Source organism: Peribacillus sp. YIM B13481 (assembly GCF_042787985.1).
Classification (GTDB): Bacteria; Bacillota; Bacilli; order Bacillales; family DSM-1321; genus Peribacillus; species Peribacillus simplex_A.
On record NZ_JBHZPE010000024.1, the window covers coordinates 1 to 16,595 of the forward strand.

11 protein-coding genes and 1 pseudogene are annotated in these 16,595 nt (G+C 43.1%); 1 reads left to right on the forward strand and 11 read right to left on the reverse strand.

All coding sequences use genetic code 11. From position 1 onward, the window contains the following. Nucleotides 1-133: 133 nt before the first annotated feature. The 3 genes and pseudogenes from ACFX4X_RS14570 to ACFX4X_RS14580 form a co-directional block, all read right to left on the reverse strand. Nucleotides 134-2,038, reverse strand: a complete 1,905-nt coding sequence (locus tag ACFX4X_RS14570) for an endonuclease MutS2 (protein ID WP_377384427.1) — start codon at nt 2,036-2,038, stop codon at nt 134-136. Between the two features lie 970 nt (nt 2,039-3,008). Continuing rightward, nucleotides 3,009-4,073 carry an ABC transporter ATP-binding protein gene (locus ACFX4X_RS14575; RefSeq protein ID WP_377384429.1) on the reverse strand — a complete coding sequence of 355 codons (1,065 nt, stop codon included), beginning with the start codon at nt 4,071-4,073 and terminating at the stop codon, nt 3,009-3,011. Nucleotides 4,074-4,088: 15 nt separating this feature from the next. Continuing rightward, a pseudogene (locus ACFX4X_RS14580) lies at nt 4,089-4,480 on the reverse strand (ABC transporter permease); the annotation flags it as partial. Between the two features lie 55 nt (nt 4,481-4,535). On the opposite strand from ACFX4X_RS14580, the gene ACFX4X_RS14585 reads away from it, so the two are divergent. After that, entirely contained in the window at nt 4,536-5,144 is a 609-nt protein-coding gene (locus ACFX4X_RS14585) for a MurR/RpiR family transcriptional regulator (RefSeq protein WP_377384431.1), read from the forward strand. A gap of 274 nt (nt 5,145-5,418) precedes the next feature. Here the strand turns inward: ACFX4X_RS14585 and ACFX4X_RS14590 are convergent, their stop codons facing one another. From ACFX4X_RS14590 to ACFX4X_RS14625, 8 genes are all read right to left on the reverse strand, one after another. Beyond that, nucleotides 5,419-5,868 carry a YfmQ family protein gene (locus tag ACFX4X_RS14590; RefSeq protein WP_377384433.1) on the reverse strand — a complete coding sequence of 150 codons (450 nt, stop codon included), beginning with the start codon at nt 5,866-5,868 and terminating at the stop codon, nt 5,419-5,421. 527 nt (nt 5,869-6,395) lie between these two features. Next, nucleotides 6,396-6,590, reverse strand: a complete 195-nt coding sequence (locus ACFX4X_RS14595; protein WP_061464872.1) for a hypothetical protein — start codon at nt 6,588-6,590, stop codon at nt 6,396-6,398. Nucleotides 6,591-7,228: 638 nt separating this feature from the next. Beyond that, nucleotides 7,229-8,659 carry a MocR-like pyridoxine biosynthesis transcription factor PdxR gene (gene pdxR / locus ACFX4X_RS14600; RefSeq protein WP_377384435.1) on the reverse strand — a complete coding sequence of 477 codons (1,431 nt, stop codon included), beginning with the start codon at nt 8,657-8,659 and terminating at the stop codon, nt 7,229-7,231. Between the two features lie 246 nt (nt 8,660-8,905). Further along, nucleotides 8,906-10,477 (reverse strand): SagB family peptide dehydrogenase, encoded by a 1,572-nt coding sequence (locus ACFX4X_RS14605; RefSeq protein ID WP_377384437.1) that lies wholly within the window; start codon nt 10,475-10,477, stop codon nt 8,906-8,908. Nucleotides 10,478-10,500: 23 nt separating this feature from the next. After that, nucleotides 10,501-12,444: a TOMM precursor leader peptide-binding protein gene (locus ACFX4X_RS14610; RefSeq protein WP_377384439.1), complete on the reverse strand. Its 1,944-nt coding sequence runs from the start codon at nt 12,442-12,444 to the stop codon at nt 10,501-10,503. Beyond that, a complete protein-coding gene (locus tag ACFX4X_RS14615) occupies nt 12,441-14,390 on the reverse strand; it encodes a putative thiazole-containing bacteriocin maturation protein (protein ID WP_377384441.1) in 1,950 nt (649 codons plus the stop codon). Before ACFX4X_RS14615 ends, ACFX4X_RS14610 begins: the two co-directional genes overlap by 4 nt. Nucleotides 14,391-14,538: 148 nt before the next feature. Beyond that, the gene (locus ACFX4X_RS14620) at nt 14,539-14,802 is read right to left on the reverse strand and encodes a hypothetical protein (protein WP_377384508.1); all 264 of its coding nucleotides are present in this window, start codon (nt 14,800-14,802) and stop codon (nt 14,539-14,541) included. Between the two features lie 371 nt (nt 14,803-15,173). Next, the gene (locus ACFX4X_RS14625) at nt 15,174-16,469 is read right to left on the reverse strand and encodes a uracil/xanthine transporter (protein WP_377384443.1); all 1,296 of its coding nucleotides are present in this window, start codon (nt 16,467-16,469) and stop codon (nt 15,174-15,176) included. Nucleotides 16,470-16,595: the final 126 nt, after the last annotated feature.

Sequence of the window (16,595 nt, forward strand, 5' to 3'; positions counted from 1 at the left end):
TAAATAAACAAGCAATTAACGATAAAAATCAAAATGGGGAATGAGCAAAAGCTCTCCCCCATTTTGTCAACAGCCCCTTTTTAGAGGCTTTTTTTTCACTTTTCTTCGATATTTTTACTGCTCCATAACCGTACTATTCACCAAGTTTCTTCCGGATATCAGCCGCTACATTCTTTAAAGCCTTTTTTGATCCTCTTTCAAGGTCCCTGTTCAATTTCCTTTCTTTATAACTGACAAATAAAGAACTCAGATCATAGCCTTCCGGATATAAATCGACGGCTTTTATTTCAAGCTCGAGCCTATTGGCATGAACCTCCATGAAGGTATCTTCGAAAAGTACGACGACATTATTATATGAATCCTTTTTCTTATAAACGATCGCATAATCATTCAGTTCACTTACCTTCACCTTGTCGCCGACTTCAAATTCATACAATGCTTCCTTTGGAACCGGCGATACCTTCGCTTTTTTGATTTTACCTTCCTGGACACGCTCCAAGTCATAGTCTTTATTGCCGATATAAAGCTTTGCCTTTTGCAAAACCTTTTCACGGACATTCATTTTTTTTGCTATCCAGAGGGCATTGCTTTCCCCGGATTGACCAATCAACAGCTTGTATTTTGGCTCAAGTGTTTCACTGTTGAATTGCATGGCCGCATTCATGAAATCACTGTGTATTTCCGAATAGCGCTTGATTTCACCATAATGGGTCGTCGCAATGGTTATGCAGCCCCTTTGATAAAATTCCTCAAGGATGGCAATCGCTAAAGCGGCGCCTTCATTCGGTTCCGTTCCGCTCCCGATTTCATCGAACAGCAGCAATGAGTTATTGGTTAATGCCCCCATGATTTCCGAGATGTTTTTCATATGCGATGAAAACGTGCTCAGTGCATTTTCAATGCTTTGGTTATCACCGATGTCGACAAATACTTGATCGAAGACGGCAAGCTCCGTCCCTTCTTTCCCGGCAACATGCAGTCCTGACATGACAGCCAACGTTAGGATGCCGATCGTTTTCAGGACGACAGTCTTTCCACCGGCATTAGGGCCTGTAATGATCAAGCTGCGATAATCATTACCGATTTCAAAATCCAAAGGTACACTGTTTTGTGGCAAAAGGGGATGTTTACAGCCTTTTAACTTAATATAACCATGATCATTGATTTTCGGTTCGATCGCATCCATGCTTTTACTGAACTTGGCTTTTGCGAAGATCATGTCATATTGACTGATTAACTCGATGTTTATCTTGATCGGTTTCAATTGCTCGAAAACCGTTCCGGATAATGTGGCCAAAAGTTGATACTCTTCCATCGACTCCTCCGCTTTTAAACTTGCCAATTCTACATTCAATTTCGTCACAGAGGCAGGTTCAATGAACACGGTAGCCCCTTTTGCAGATACTTCCACGATCGTTCCTGCCACCTGATTTTTATAGGAGGCTTTGATCGGGATGGTGTAGCGGTCATCCTTTTTGCTTATGAAGAATTCCTGAATGAACTCCTTATTGGCTCCGCTCTTCAAGAACTTATTCAGCCGTTCCTCTATTTTACTTTCTGTCTTGATGATTTGGTTCCTGATGCGTTTCAGGTCCTTGCTTGCTTCGGAAACGACAGCATTTCCCTTTATGGTGAATTGGATTTCTTCTTCAATGCTCCTGAATTCAGTCATCGAGCGGGCGTAGGAATGAAGTGTTGGTGCAAAGAACTCTTTATCGGTCATGAATTTCTTGATATTCCTGCAGCCTCTTAAGAAGTCTGCTATCGCCACTAACTCTGATGGCTCCAATATCATTCCCTTTTCCAATTTGTCGATATGGTAGCCAACATGTGAAATGCCTTTTAAGGGAATATGACTTTCCGCATTCAGTAAATTCCTTGCCTCCGTGGTCTCGTTTAAACGATTTTTAACGACATTCAAATGGCTGCTCGGCTTAAGCTGATCCAATAACGCTTTTCCCAATCCGCTTACGCAATGGTTTTTCACCATTTCCTTGAGTTGGATATATTGTAATTTTTCATAAGTCATTTTATTCATCTAATGATCCCCCTTGAATGAGTGAGTGATTAAAATTCCCAGAATCCAAAAAATGCCCGCAAAAGTCCCCCTACCTTTACAAATGAACAAGCCATTTGAGTAGAAAGCTCCTGCGGGCATCGGCCTTATCTATAGATAAGGACCTACAATCGATAACAAATTGGGCAGCTCGAATAGAACCGCGTACACAAAAAAGCATGATAGGACAAATCCCACCATGCTTTTCGTCGTAACACCTACATGTTACACGATTTATGGAAAAGGAAGCAGTCTTAAGGTAGGTATCCAACAATGCAGAATTGCACTGTGGAAAAAGGCATACTTAATCCACTGACCAATCAGTGATTAAATACCTTATTCAACTAAATTAGTTGATACCTACTCCCGACATAAAACACCACACCTTTTCTTAGATTGGAATTAACATACCACATCAGTAAAAAAAAGTCAATTCCTTTTAACTTAATTAATCGTCAAAATAAGAACCATTGCCATCTTGGGAGGATGAGTGGTTCTTTTTCCGTTTCTAGGCGAACACAGACAGGATCAGACTGGTTGCTACTGCAACAAATATCTCTTTACCCATATCTGTAATTAAGTTCAATAAGAAATGTCTAAAATTAGATGGAAAAGCAAAACTGTGACCTGCCACTCTATCCTCAGTCGCCCCTCTTTCCTATCATATGTTTCCAACAATCGTAATTACGTTCAAATAAAACACTAATAAAAAAAAGGCCGTATTCTCCCCTTCTACCCTAGTTAAAAGTGCAGCTGACATTTGACGAAAAGGCTTCCTGCAATAGACCATTTTAATTAGCTCAAATTTCTATTGAATAGCATTCGTTAGAATACGGGATTAAGCGTCATCACTCATTATGAGAGGGACCATTTTCCTTTCATTCACGTTGATCAGTCCATGACTTAAGAAGTGATCGAATACTTGAACATTCGCATAACCTACCCTCCTAAGCTAGTCAATAAGCACCATCTGGTTTTTCGGAATTTCTAGGATGATTTCCTGACCCGTCCGGTAGGATTCCGTCATTTCCTTGTTCACAGTGAAATCCCCTATCACGGTTTCAATGACATATTGATAGCTTTTTCCCAGATACGTACTCACCTTGACTCGGCCAGTTAAACTATTTTCCAGAACCGCTCCAGCATTATCTTTTTCCCTGATCATCAGATCGTCCGGCCTGATAGCACCTATTTTTCCAGTTGAATTGGTCATCTGTGCATCCTTGTGCAGCACAAATGAGTAGCCTTGCTTGTTCAGTTCAATTTTATCTATATGATTCGTACGCTTATCGAATTCAATGAAGTTCTTGAAGCCGATGAAGTCTGCGACAAATTTGGTTTCAGGATATTTGTAAATGGTCGCAGGATCACTAAGCTGCTCGATGATCCCATTATTCATGATCGCTACCTGGTCGGATATCGAAAAGCATTCTTCCTGGTCATGGGAAACATATACCGTTGTAATCCCCAGCTCTTGTTGGATGCGGCGAATCTCGACTCTCATTTTCACCCTTAAGTTCGCATCAAGATTACTCAATGGCTCGTCAAATAATAGGATGTCCGGTTCAATCACCAGCGCCCTGGCAATCGCAACCCGCTGCTTTTGCCCTCCTGAAAGCTCTTTGGGATATCTCTTTTCAAATCCTTTTAAATTGACGATTTCGAGCACATTCATTACTTTATTTTCAATTTCACTTATGGAATTCTTTCTCAGGCGAAGTCCGAATGCAATATTTTCGAATATCGACAAATGCGGAAATAATGCATAGTTTTGGAACACAAAGCCAAAATTCCGCTTGTTAACAGGCACTTTCGTATAGTCCTTTTCCTTAAATAAAAACCTCCCTTCGTTCGCTTTTAAAAGCCCCGCAATTAAACGCAGGGTCGTCGTTTTCCCACAGCCGCTCGGGCCAAGAAGGGATACTAATTTCCCTTTTTCAATCTCAAGATTGAAATCCTTTAATATATTCTGTTTGTTATATGCTACAGATATATCTTGTAAAGTGAACAAAGCCATCCATCATTACCTCCTTTATCGTTTTGTGAAATAAGACAAGCCCATGAGCCGTTCTGGTAGGATCAAAGTTGTTTTCTACATACATCAGCATCTGAATCGGAAACGTACTCACCCCAGCCCCTGTCATATAAACGGAAATGTCTACATTATTGAATTCTAAGAAGGCGGTCATTGCTGCCCAGAATTCCTGATTTTATATTCGGTAGGACGACTTTAAAGAAAGTGCGCTCCAAGGCTTTCAGCTGCTTCTTCAATGAAAAAGTCAAAATTTGATCCGCTTGGAATCACACGGATGATGAACAGCGGCATGATAATAGTATGTCCTACAAACAGAGCCCATAAATCGGAAGCTGATAAGCCCCCACAATATAACGTGAAAACGCAAAGCCCAGCACAATTCCCGGTACCCAGAAATTAGCCTTTTCTGGGTTCAATGAGTTCAGGCATGAGTTAAAAAGGTTCGTGGATCTCCGAAATACACCGAAAAATATGAAGAACATCAAGCAGGTGGATTATTTCGCTAAACTGTATCAAGATCACTTAGGCATCATTGATAATACCTTTCACATAACCACATATGACAACATCCAAAAAGCTGTTTCTTTCCTTACACAGGCAAATAAGATCCATGTATATGGAATAGGGAGTTCAGGTATAGCGGCCCAGGAGTTCAAGTCAAAGTTTTTCCGAATCGGCTTAACTGTTGAAGCTATTTCAGATCCCCATCAGTCAATGATGGATGCAGCTTTAAGTAACGAGAATAGTGTTGTCATCGGCATTTCCATTTCCGGAACAACGAAAGAAGTGATTTCTGCAGTTAAAATCGCAAAGAAGCAAGGTTCACGCATCTTGGTCTTTACTGGGGATAAGAATTCCGAGCTCTCACAGCTTGGCGATATATCGCTATTGGTCACAAGCAAGAAAAGCATGCATATGGGACAAAACATCTCTCCATTGCTACCGCTGCTATTACTTTTTGATTTAATATACACAGAGTTGGTTGCTAAAGATTATAAAAACAGGATAAGCATCAGGGAAAAAACTTTAAAGGTATTAACCGAGAGGGACTGACTTTTGGCCGCGTTAAAAAGTACATTGACTTACCAATACACTAATTATACAAAATCCATTTTTCGACTACATACAATTATAATTACCTAAAATATGGATTAACCCTTATTATATTCTTATAAAAGCGACTCCCCCACAGCGCCCGTACAACCACAGCCTGACCGAAAGTCATTTTCGTTATTCATCATATAAAAAAACTGCACCTCCAATTGTTAGACCGTGTCTAACAATTGGGGTGCAGTTCATTTAGAAACAGTCTTTTTTTATGTTCCTTTTAAACTAATTTCCTTATTACCGGCATGGAACGTTCTTGGAGGCTCTCGGAAAGCAGACTATACGAAACTATTTTCTTTTTGTACTGTTTGACTACATCTACGTGGTCGTTGTAAATGTACACAAATAACCTAACATCCTTTTTGCCTCTTTTAGTATCAATGACTAATGGAGTCCCACTGTTTTCTGGATTTAAAAACAAATGCTCGTTCCCTGGGAATATATGATTCTTTTTCAAAAATATCGCTTTGTTGAAATAATTAATAACTTGAATTTTGTCTTCACCTTCCAAGCGTTTTCCGCCAATGGTTATGATGGCATTCGCGTCACTAAGTTCTGAATGAAGTTTAAATTTGCTGATAATCCAATTCACTGTATCGGTTGGAAGACAGGTAACTAATAGTTTTAGCAAGCCTAAGATAATTGTCAAAATCAAAACAGGCAATGTCATATTTCATCATCTCCGCTACGTTATAATTTAAGGCTGTTTTCGCATACTTTGCTGCTATTTACCAAGTAATGTGGTGTGGTTGATTTCCCCTTCAGATGCTCGCTTTCCGCGGGGCGGGCGGTGAGCCTCCTCGGCGTAAACGCCTGTGGGATCTCACCTGTCCCGCTGCTCCCGCAGGAGTCTCGCACTTCCACTCCAATCAACCTTAAATAGTCTCGGTTTAAAAACAACAATCTGAACGAAAAGAGCCTAATTTAAAGTTTAATTGAAAGAGGCGGTCAGTTTTTCTTTGAAGTGACCGTTCTATTACCGTGTTTCTTGTTCACCCAGCTTGCAAAGGTGATTTTTTCACGTATTAATCAGATTCTTTCGTTCACATTTCCGCCACATATGTGAACAAATTCACAATTTCCCACAAATAGAGATATGTTTAGTAAATCACTCGTACACAACATGACCTTTATACAATTAAGCCAATATTTCCATGCATTTTGATATACTATTATAATAATCATTCACGTGGTATCTTAGGCTAATTTTATTACGAAGTAGATGATGCCTACAGTTAATACTAGGGCAAGACCAATATAAATATAACTAAGGTTCAACAAATTCCCTCTCGTTGCTGCAGAATAATCACTATCACTCTTCCCCGTTAACGAAAGGGTACCAACCAGAGCAACTAAACTAATGGCTACTACTAATATTACACTTATCGTCATGATTCAACGCCTCCCAATATTATTATCTATTTCCTTGAACCATTTCAAATTATTCCGATTCTTATCGTATATCGTAGTGTAACTGCATAAAAAACCGTTCCTAATTTAAACATATCAAAATTAAATGGTCAGGTAGATCGCTCTTCTTGTTTACTGAGTAAATATATTAGAAAAAGCCTACTTCTCTATAATAAAAGAACAACCAATTTTAGGACCATCCAATCAAGGGAAATTTCCACCATCCACTTGTTGAATTCTTTCGTTAATATAGAAAGAAAAGTGCTGAACGCCTCTGAAGGAAGGGCTAAGATACCACGTCTTGTGGAACTCCGACCTAACTTGCAGACAAAAAAGAATCATGACTTTGGTCATGATTCCAGTTTGTAGCCAAAAGGAGTTCGGAAAACGTACTTTCATCAAAGAATGTTCCTGAACCACCTCGGGTATGGTTTCTATCTAAAGTTTATAAATGGTTGATTGGAGCGGGTGTACGAGACTCCCGCAGGGAAAGCGCGTCTAGGGGAGACCCCGCAGGCGGACCGTCCACGGAAAGCGAGTTCCTGGAGCGGAAATCAACATCTATAGTCTGGAAGCAGGGATACATCATGATTCTCTTTCCTGAATATCAAAGCATATGATTATAAACTTTTTACAGCCTCTGCAAACCTTTTGATGCCTTCGTGAATGGACTCCTCATTTTCCCTTGCAAAAGTAAAGCGTACATATTCCTTATTAGTACCTAATGTTGAACCAGGAACGTATATGACTCCTCTTTTGATAGATTCCTCCAATAACTTTATTTCGTTCAATGGCACCTTCAGCTTACACCACAAATGAATACCACCATTTGGCGAATAGTACTCAACTTTGTTATTCAGAAAGTGTTGAAGACTTGATACCATTGCATCCCTTCTTTTTTCTAGCTGCCCTCTTAAATAGGTAATATGGGTAGGGAAATGCTCTGATTCAAGAAAATCGTTTGCTATCCATTGAGTGAATGAGCCATGACCGAAGTCAACCTGTTGCTTTGCATCAGACAGTCGCTCTATAACTGGTTTCGGTCCGATTATCCAGCCAATTCTTAAGCCAGAAGCAACTATTTTTGACAAAGAGCTTATATATAACACATTTCCGTTGTTGTCCATCGATTTAAGAGTAGAGATTTTTTCCCCAGAAAAGGAAGTTAAACTATAAGGATCGTCTTCTACAATCGGTATTCCATATTCGGATGAAAGCTCTAGTATCCTTTTACGACGGTTGATATGAAGTACAGTTCCTGTTGGGTTTTGAAAAACAGGGTTCAAGAATATCATCCTGATTCGATGTTTTTTATGTAGTGCTAGTAACTCCTCTGGGTTGATGCCATCCTTATCGACCGGTAAAAGAAAAGTCCTTAGTCCTGCTGATTGAAAAATGGGAAGGTTGTAACTGTATGATGGATCTTCCAATACAACGGCATCGCCCGGCTTTAACAAGCATTGGACAACGAGATGTATGGCTTGTTGTGCACCAGAGGTAATTAGTATGGATGATGGATGGGTATCAATTTTTCTATATTGTTTAACATGATTAGTAATTGTGCCCCTTAAAACTGCATTGCCCTGGGGGTGATCATAACCTAAACTACCAATAAAGGACCTATTCGAAGTGATTTCACGTAAGGATTGGACCGGAAATAAGTCTTCCGATAACTCCCCGCTTGCTAAGTTTATAAGATTATTTCCTTCCGTTTCTTTACGTATTCTTTGGGTTACCGGCAAATTGGGTAAAAATGAACCAGCTTCGATATATCTATTCCAACTAGGCATACGTTTCCTGTTGATTCCCCATATATCCTTGCTGATCATCGTTCCGCTTCCTTTTTTTCGTTCAACTAACCCATTTGCTTCCAATTCATCATAAGCTGCTACAACTGTACTTCTGTTAACCCCCAGTTCATGTGCCAAGAAGCGCTCAGAAGGTAACGGCTTATCTAGTAAAAATGTTCCATCAGCAATACCACTCTCAATATAACCAGCAATTTGTTTATATAAAGGCTCCTTGGATTTTCTATCCGTTCTCCATTCCATAAGCTACATCCTTTAAATTGGTTTTGTTAAAAGCGTTCCAAATTATTAACTTTATTATCTATTTATTCATTCCCTTAAATGGTAAAACCTTTTATATCAGTATAATCCTCGGCCGGGATTATTGCACACTTAGGATGGAAGCTGTAACGTTTTTAAAGTTCCAGTTTTTTGTTAATAATTATTTTTTCCTCATTAAATAAAAACGGCCTTCATTCTTTAAAAGGAATGAAGGCTATCGTTACATTTTTAACTATGCAAACTTCCCTTCAGCCAGGGACGATTCCGATAATGGCCGATAGGGATTTGGATCAGGCTCGTTTTTCCTTGAGGACCACCACCGAAATTGTAAAGATCATCACACATTTTCACATCAAAGCCGAGCAGCGGGTGCCCGTTCATTCCGAGGGCTGACGAAGCTAGCAGTAATTTCTGAACGAGCATCCCCGCCTCCATTTGCTGGATGCGGTATCCTCTATATCCAAGTTGCGTTTTGGAATGGTCCCGCTCGCCAACTACATGTATGCAGATTGGCACTTGCTGAAAATTCATGATATCGAGGGACATTCCGTATTGCAATCGGAGCCGCTGATCTCCCGATTGTATCTGTTGCAATGTATGTGTCGTGCTGTCGTAATGGTATGCACCATCTTGTATGTCTTCCACATTATACAAACAAGCATATAATGAAACGCGATGTTCATCGTTCCCGTTTTTTCCATCCAAGTCATTTCGATAGGAGAACGAGGCGGTTGCCTCCTGCAGGAGAGAAGCCAGCTGCCATTGACTGACTTTCCCGAGTGCGAAGTCCATTTCAGGTGAAAACCGCTTCCGGCAAACTGATGCCAAGTCATAGGACAGCCGCTTCACGATAGGAAGGGCTACAATATGTCCTTCGGATTTAGTCCCATTCTTCGGACTGATCCGCCGGAATGATTGGGTGGATTCGATCATGGATGCTGCATTCAGTTTAGTCAGCATCGGAAATTCCCTGATTCTTTGCGACCGAACATAGTGTTCAGGCTGAATGCCCGTCAATTCCGGCAATAATTCTGTCGAAGTGACAGGTCCGTTACCATTACTTTCATCAGCACACCAAAATTTGGTGTCTGCCGATAAGGGGATCACCGCATATGTGCTCTCTTCCTCATCCGAAAGCCCAAGAAGGTGATTGATAGCCCGATCAAGGAATTGGAAGCACACCCCAGCGGCGATTCCAAACCGTTTCGCCACTTCGAGCAACTGTCCAAGAAGCACGCCTGCATCCAGCCCTTGCAGACGATATGAAAAGTTATTATATTTGTAGAAGTTTTTCCAAAACATCGTCGATACAAAAACCGTGCCAAAGCATGCGGACATATCAAAGTTTTCACCAAGAGCTTTTGTTATATATGAATCAAAATTCCCTTCCCGCAGCAATACCAGCCGGTGGTGTGCCGCATCATAATGGTATACACCAGCAGGTAATCCCTCCATCTTCAAGTACACGTACAATTCGCTTGGATACAAAGCTCCCCCTGATGGCGGAAAACGCCGGAATGACTGCATGAGGTCCTCAGATTCCGAGGAGCTCGATACCTGACTAACTTGGGTCAGGCCATATGCATACCAGAGGAAATGACCGATTCCTTTAAGGTCCTGTTTTGAAGGCCCGCTGCAACCCTCCAGCGTCAGCGGCACCTCCAGTGATAGCGGAAAAACAGGCAAGTCACGGTAAAGCTTATACGTCAGCGGTGCATCATCCCAATCCACTTCCCAATCCGGCGGACTTGCCTTTTCGATATCAAAATGCAAATTGTGCAAAAATGCTTCTAGACTCATCCTCCAACCTCCTAAATCACCGCTTATGGAAAAGGATGCGGATGCGGATTGAGCTGTTCGAATTCAAGCCGCCGTTCAGCATATCCAAGTTCCATCGGAACCCTCAGTATTCTCTCAAGCCCCGTTATGCGGGTAAGATGATGGCCGAATGTCATCGGCAGCATCCCCGGTATCAGCACTTTCACGCAATGTAATCCATTTCGTGCAATTTCAGGTGTCGTCTGATCCACCACAATAACCTCGAGTTGCAATCGGCGAAACTCCTGAAGAATGTCCTGCAGATCATCGGTCAAGTCCGCATGCTTTGGCATTTGCTTGAATTCTTCATCAAACGTCCGCATTGGACGGTCATCATCCAGCAGAAACTGCAGTCGCTCTTCCGCTTCCGGCAAACCGTACAGCATGCCATGATCATCCATTTTCCGTACCAGTGAAGAATCATGCAGCATTTTCTCAACCTCATCCAGATTCTCTTCCAAATTAACGTCAAGTGTCAGCATCATGCCAGCCAACTCAAAGACCGCGCTTTTCACGGCCCGGATCGGGTCCAGATGGGCCCCTGCCGCACATATGATATTCAATCCTTTTTGTTTCCTGTTTTTAGCCAACGCCCATACGCTCGGGATACCATGTTCCATGGTCGAATTAAACAAATGGATATCATACCCTGCTGCCGCCCTCGCCCTGTCAATCATCAATTCCAGTTCTTTATCATTTGCAGAATAAGGGTCAAGACGTGTGAGCGGCAGCTGCGCATACCAGGTCAGAAGAAACGAATCACGTTCGACCACTTCCATGATGCCGTAGAAAATGGCCTCCTCCAAACTCCCCCCTAAAGCACAGCCATTGGAAGTTTCATAGACAAACCCATGACCGCAGCCCAAGCTGTAATAGGAAAGCAATTCCGGGACCAAGATCGGCCGCTCTTGCAAAAATGAGTGGCCCCATACCCAATCTATCGAGCGGTCAGGATTAAACGGTTGAAACGGGAAATCCCGCTGTGCATAATTTTCCTTCGAGTGTACCCCTATCCTGATCGGATCGAGCGCAAATTCCTTAAGGTTGTTGTAACTGTCATGTATGACTGTCCGTTTGCCGCGGGGCTCCATACCGCAATACCTTTCCAATCCCTCCAATATCGCCGTCATCTCACTGGCCGCATATGAGAGAGTACGGCCTGCCGCCCCCTCATCTCCTATGAATAAAGGCAAATTAACACTTACATCGGCAAATGGTGGCACAAGGTCGATCATTTTATTATTCAAGAAACCTGTGCGATGGTCCAAGTAATCCTTGGCCAGAACTTCATTCAGTTCTTCCATTGAACGGGTACGGTAACTGTCGGGACTGATTTTCGGGCTTGGCTGTAACGTAATCCTGGCACGCTCCTTCGAGTCATCAGGTAATGTTGAGCAAACCAGACACAATGGGTCTGGTAAAAATGAGTGCCACGAGCCATTCAGCGTTTTCAAGTTGATGATTGATACACGCCCTTCCGAACAGGCGCGTTCTCCTTTCATCGCCTTCCTTACCTCTGCACAAATCAAGTGGGCCATCTGTAAAAGGCCTGTGCGTGATGCAGCCGCATCACGATCCATCCCCCCATTTTTCTCCAGCTGTTTGCGGATTTCCCACATTTCTTTTCGATCACGCCCAGCCATGAGATGCCTTTGGTCCGCACATTGTGAGCAGCCAGGAACATCCGGGTGCACCAACGGACCTATCACTCCCTCTCCAAATGAAACGAACCCCCGCAGCCATGGAATGCCCGCTTGCCTTATCACCTCTTCCGCCTTTAAATGGACAGCTGGATTCCAGGCATCTTGCAGCAGAAGGACCATAGCCGTCGTTTGCGGTATTCCTGCCTCGAAATCGGTTTGGCGATTCACCTGATATTGGCCGGACAGGTCCCCATGAACATGGTCGGCCAGCACTCCTTCCCCGACAACCAATACGTCAGTTTTCACCCTGATTCCTCCTCTCGCAAAAGCACCCCAAACACTCCTGCCATTTCTTCCTTCAAGAAAGTTTCCAGTTCTAATTCGAAAACGAAGATTCGCTTCTTATTCTTCTTCAAGACTTGAATGGCGGACTTTAATATCTCGGAATCCCCCGTCACCCCGCACGAAGGAATCACAAGATTCAAGGGTATTTCTTCCTTAAGAACAGGCGATGCCACTAAATCTGGAGCTGTGAGGCAAACGGTCTGATTTTGGACTTTCATAACCGCCTTTTGCAACGCGTTCCGTAATGCGATCGTTACATTCAAACCGACAGCTCCGGACCAGCCGTCGCTCGTTCCTGCCCAAACTACCGGGAAACCAGACACTTCCTCACCCAACGCGATGATCGGATCTCCTTGCAGCCGGGTCAGCGCTTGTAAATAATACCGGCAGCGTTCATCATCCACCTCTGCCAACTGCACTGCCACAAGATTCTCCTGGTTGAGCTCCTTATTTCCAAACTCTGTATCCAAACTGCTTTGCAACCCACGGCATACACATTCAGCAAATGTTTCCCCTGCTCCGATACCGACGACCGACTCCTTTATATCTTCTGCCCCCTGAAGCGGTGTAAGAGTCGGTACGAGCTGGCTGAGTGTTCGGGATACATATGCTTCAACTCCTGAAAGACCGGATTCCCTTCTCGCTTCCTCATGCGTCAGATCTGAACGGATGATTTCGGGCAGCAGTTCGGCCGGACCGGACGACAGCGGATCAACAACCTGAACTCGGCATTGGGCCAACGGCAGCTGTTTTAAATCTCCCTCATCCCAACGATGAAAGATCCCGGATTCCGAGGATGTCAATCGGCTGAAATACATAAACACCTTCCCCGGCTTACTCGGTTCCGATTTCTGTTCGAGCCGCTGATCAAAATCTTCAATCCATGCAGCAGTCCCCTTTCCCGTCACTCCCGGGTGGGGAATGAATGGATGCCACTTTCCCTCCATTGTATCCATATCCAACAGATAAAAATGATTGGCTTGTTCTGCTGTCGTAACGCCTGTAGCCTCTTTAAACCATTCGAATACCATTATATTGGCCAACATCGCTCCGGCTGTCGCGGAAAAGGAAGATGGTGCCTGATTCTTTTCCAGCACAGCTTGATGTAAACGATGCCAAGCAGACTCCCAACACCCCTTGGAATCCGGATGGACAAGCGGACCAGCCATGCCTACTCGATTGATGATCAATGCAGGAAACAGGATCTTTTTCCCTTGCCTGCAAACCGAATGAAGTTCTCTTAACTCCTCTATATCACCCTCTTGTGACACATATAAAATCGTGTCAAAAGGCTGCACGATTTCCTGCCATTCAATCTCTTCTCCCTTTTCAAGCACGACCTCCCCTATGGAAACCTCGTCGTCCGTCTTACGCGCATGCGCCACGATTTCATTCAATCTTTTTCTATTGGTCGGTACTGTGTCCGTAATGAAGATTTGGAATGCGGGCAATCCGGATTCCAACAGCGAGGACACCAATGAAAGGAACAATGGGCCAGAGCCTATGGTCAACGCCTTTTTCTTTCGATAAGTTTCAAAACGGTAAGCCCCGGAATCGCCGCAGCTTTCCAGGAACTCGATTTGTGAAGCATACCTTTCAAGTACTTGATTCCTCAATTGATAGGGACTGTCCTGACTTACATCCCGTACAAACCCATTGCCGTACAAAACCTCGGCAATTTCCATCACCCTGTTCCGGTATGGGCCAGGCAATCCATCCGTCAACTCGCTCAATGTATGGTTTCCGTTGAACATCGGTAATAGCTTTTCAATCCACTGGACGATCGAGCCGCCCTCCATACGGAACGAACTTATGTTATTCCTGAAATACACACCTCTATTCGGTTCCGGAAGAAAAAACGTATCTCTCTTCACTTTCAAACGCATAGAAGGGGTCAAATTCACCATTCCGCTCCTCCTAACCCGATGCATTTTAAGTGCTGCTATTAGCACAGCACTTCACTTTAATCCTATGTACAACAATTTGTCCCTTATGTCTAATGCTATAAAGAAAAGTCCCTGCACATGCAGGGACTTCCTTTAGAAACCTGGATATTTAACCGCCGCAACGTCCGCAACGACCGCCGCAACCTCCGCAACCTCCGCAACGGAACCCACAACCTCCGCAACCTCCGCAACGACCGAACCCACAGCCCCCAATAAAGCAACCAAGGCAACCAAAACAACCAAAACCGAAACCTATGAGTCGGGAATCGTCAGAATACCCTTGCTGGAACTGGCTTTGATCCCAAGGAACTGGCTGAGTCACCTGGAAATCATCGACATACAGGTTTTGCAATTGATTTTGAAATTCATACATATTATATAACCTCCGTTTATTATTTATAAGGTAGTGCTTAGAACAGGAAATCTGAACGAAATGGTCAGGGAATTGATACCACGTCAAATACTTCCTCCAACAAAATATGTAAGGGGAGTGGGTATTGCTACTGAAGAAAAAGCCTATTTTCACCAAATACCCATTCACGACGAATACCTGATTACCATTAAAATACAAATAAAAAAAAACAGAAAACCAGAAGGTTACATCCTTCTGGCTTTCATGCACACCTCTTTAAATTAAGGTTCTTACAAGTCACTTGCCTTTTCCTTTTCGTTATTTCAATGGAGGATCATTTATGTATAGCCATATCGATCGGTCGTCAGGATATGCTTAAATGGAAAGTCACCTTAATTCTGCAGTTGTTCATAACGCTTCCAGTTTACTGATTTCTCCAGCACGATAGATATCAATACACCCATTATGAGCCCATTAGTCAAAAAGGGCTGTAAAAGCGTGGGAACGCCCGAAAATGCATTAGGCAAGATATTCATCAAACTCACTCCGATCAATACTGGTACGGCAAGCCTGAATATCGTGTCTGAAGTAAAATGCTGACCCTTGACGCTGTTGAAAGCCGTGCCAAACAGTTGAAGGTAAGCGACGAACAATACAGCATTCCCGACTGTTATGGGCATGGTGGCCAGGAAAGAGATAAAAGGAGGAATGAGTCCGATTATGGTCAACAGCATGCCTCCAAATAAGAACGGCCTCCTCTCATAGATTTGAGTACTTTGCAAAAATCCAATGGATGAAGTAAAAGGTGTATACGGAACAAGGCCAAGCACAGGGGCGAAAATGGTAAAACCGCCAGTCATGAATAAAGAATTTCGATACTGCTTGTGGTCAGCTTCATCCCCCATTAACTCGGATGCAGCTTGAATGGAAGCGAACGTATTACACAAATTCAGTAATCCTGCAAAAAAAGAAATCGCTATTATCCCGAATTCCAGGTTTGGAACACCTAATGGGAAAAATGAAAAAGAGGCACTCGCCGACCCCATTTCTCCCCCAGTCTCTGGAAATAGCAGCGAGTAAAAAATCCAACCCACTATTATCCCGATCAAAATGGAGAAATTGCTAATGGTCCTTGGTCCTTTTATCTTTAATATACTTACTAAAAAGACAATCCCCAATGACAGGATACTGACCGGGATGTTAATTTCCCCATCCTCCGTGATCCCGAGCATCCCCTTAAAAAAGACAAAAATGAGCTGGAACGTCAGAAGGAATAAGTAAACGGTCATGACCATGGGAGTGAAAATCTTCTGGACATAAGAAATCAGGTTGAAGGCAGAAATAATGATGGTCACTACACCAGCTGCAATGAGGCCAGTCGCTATTCCCCCTCCTATTTCAGCATAACCGAGCCCTATGGATGGTGCAGATAACCCTAAATTCAACATCACTCCCCACAGTAGTCCGGAGTGCCCTTCCATAATTGGATACTTATGTCCCTTCCACCCCTGAATCACGCAAGCGATCCCGGTGAAAATGAGCGAGCTTCTCATGGTCATTTCTGTAACATTTGGAGGAAGATCAAAAGCTGCGCCAATCGATATTGGCACTACTACCGTATTTGCAAAAATAAAAAACAACCATTGAAAAGAAGAAAATAGAGTCACAGAAGATCTCCACCTTTTCATAGATTCCATCTCCTTTGAACATGATACTTTTTAAAGATCATGGTGAATACTTGGTTCGATTGCCTTTCCCTTGAACAAAGGCGAAAGGACAACACCCATGTTAATGACTGCCGTCCATCATGCCGG

Bases quoted from the DNA above. Each gene is read 5' to 3' on its own strand.
- ACFX4X_RS14570 (WP_377384427.1), bottom strand. From the start codon at position 2,038: ATGAATAAAATGACTTATGAAAAATTACAATATATCCAACTCAAGGAA.
- ACFX4X_RS14575 (WP_377384429.1), bottom strand. From the start codon at position 4,073: ATGGCTTTGTTCACTTTACAAGATATATCTGTAGCATATAACAAACAG.
- ACFX4X_RS14590 (WP_377384433.1), bottom strand. From the start codon at position 5,868: ATGACATTGCCTGTTTTGATTTTGACAATTATCTTAGGCTTGCTAAAA.
- ACFX4X_RS14595 (WP_061464872.1), bottom strand. From the start codon at position 6,590: ATGACGATAAGTGTAATATTAGTAGTAGCCATTAGTTTAGTTGCTCTG.
- pdxR (WP_377384435.1), bottom strand. From the start codon at position 8,659: ATGGAATGGAGAACGGATAGAAAATCCAAGGAGCCTTTATATAAACAA.
- ACFX4X_RS14605 (WP_377384437.1), bottom strand. From the start codon at position 10,477: ATGAGTCTAGAAGCATTTTTGCACAATTTGCATTTTGATATCGAAAAG.
- ACFX4X_RS14615 (WP_377384441.1), bottom strand. From the start codon at position 14,390: ATGGTGAATTTGACCCCTTCTATGCGTTTGAAAGTGAAGAGAGATACG.
- ACFX4X_RS14620 (WP_377384508.1), bottom strand. From the start codon at position 14,802: ATGTATGAATTTCAAAATCAATTGCAAAACCTGTATGTCGATGATTTC.
- ACFX4X_RS14625 (WP_377384443.1), bottom strand. From the start codon at position 16,469: ATGAAAAGGTGGAGATCTTCTGTGACTCTATTTTCTTCTTTTCAATGG.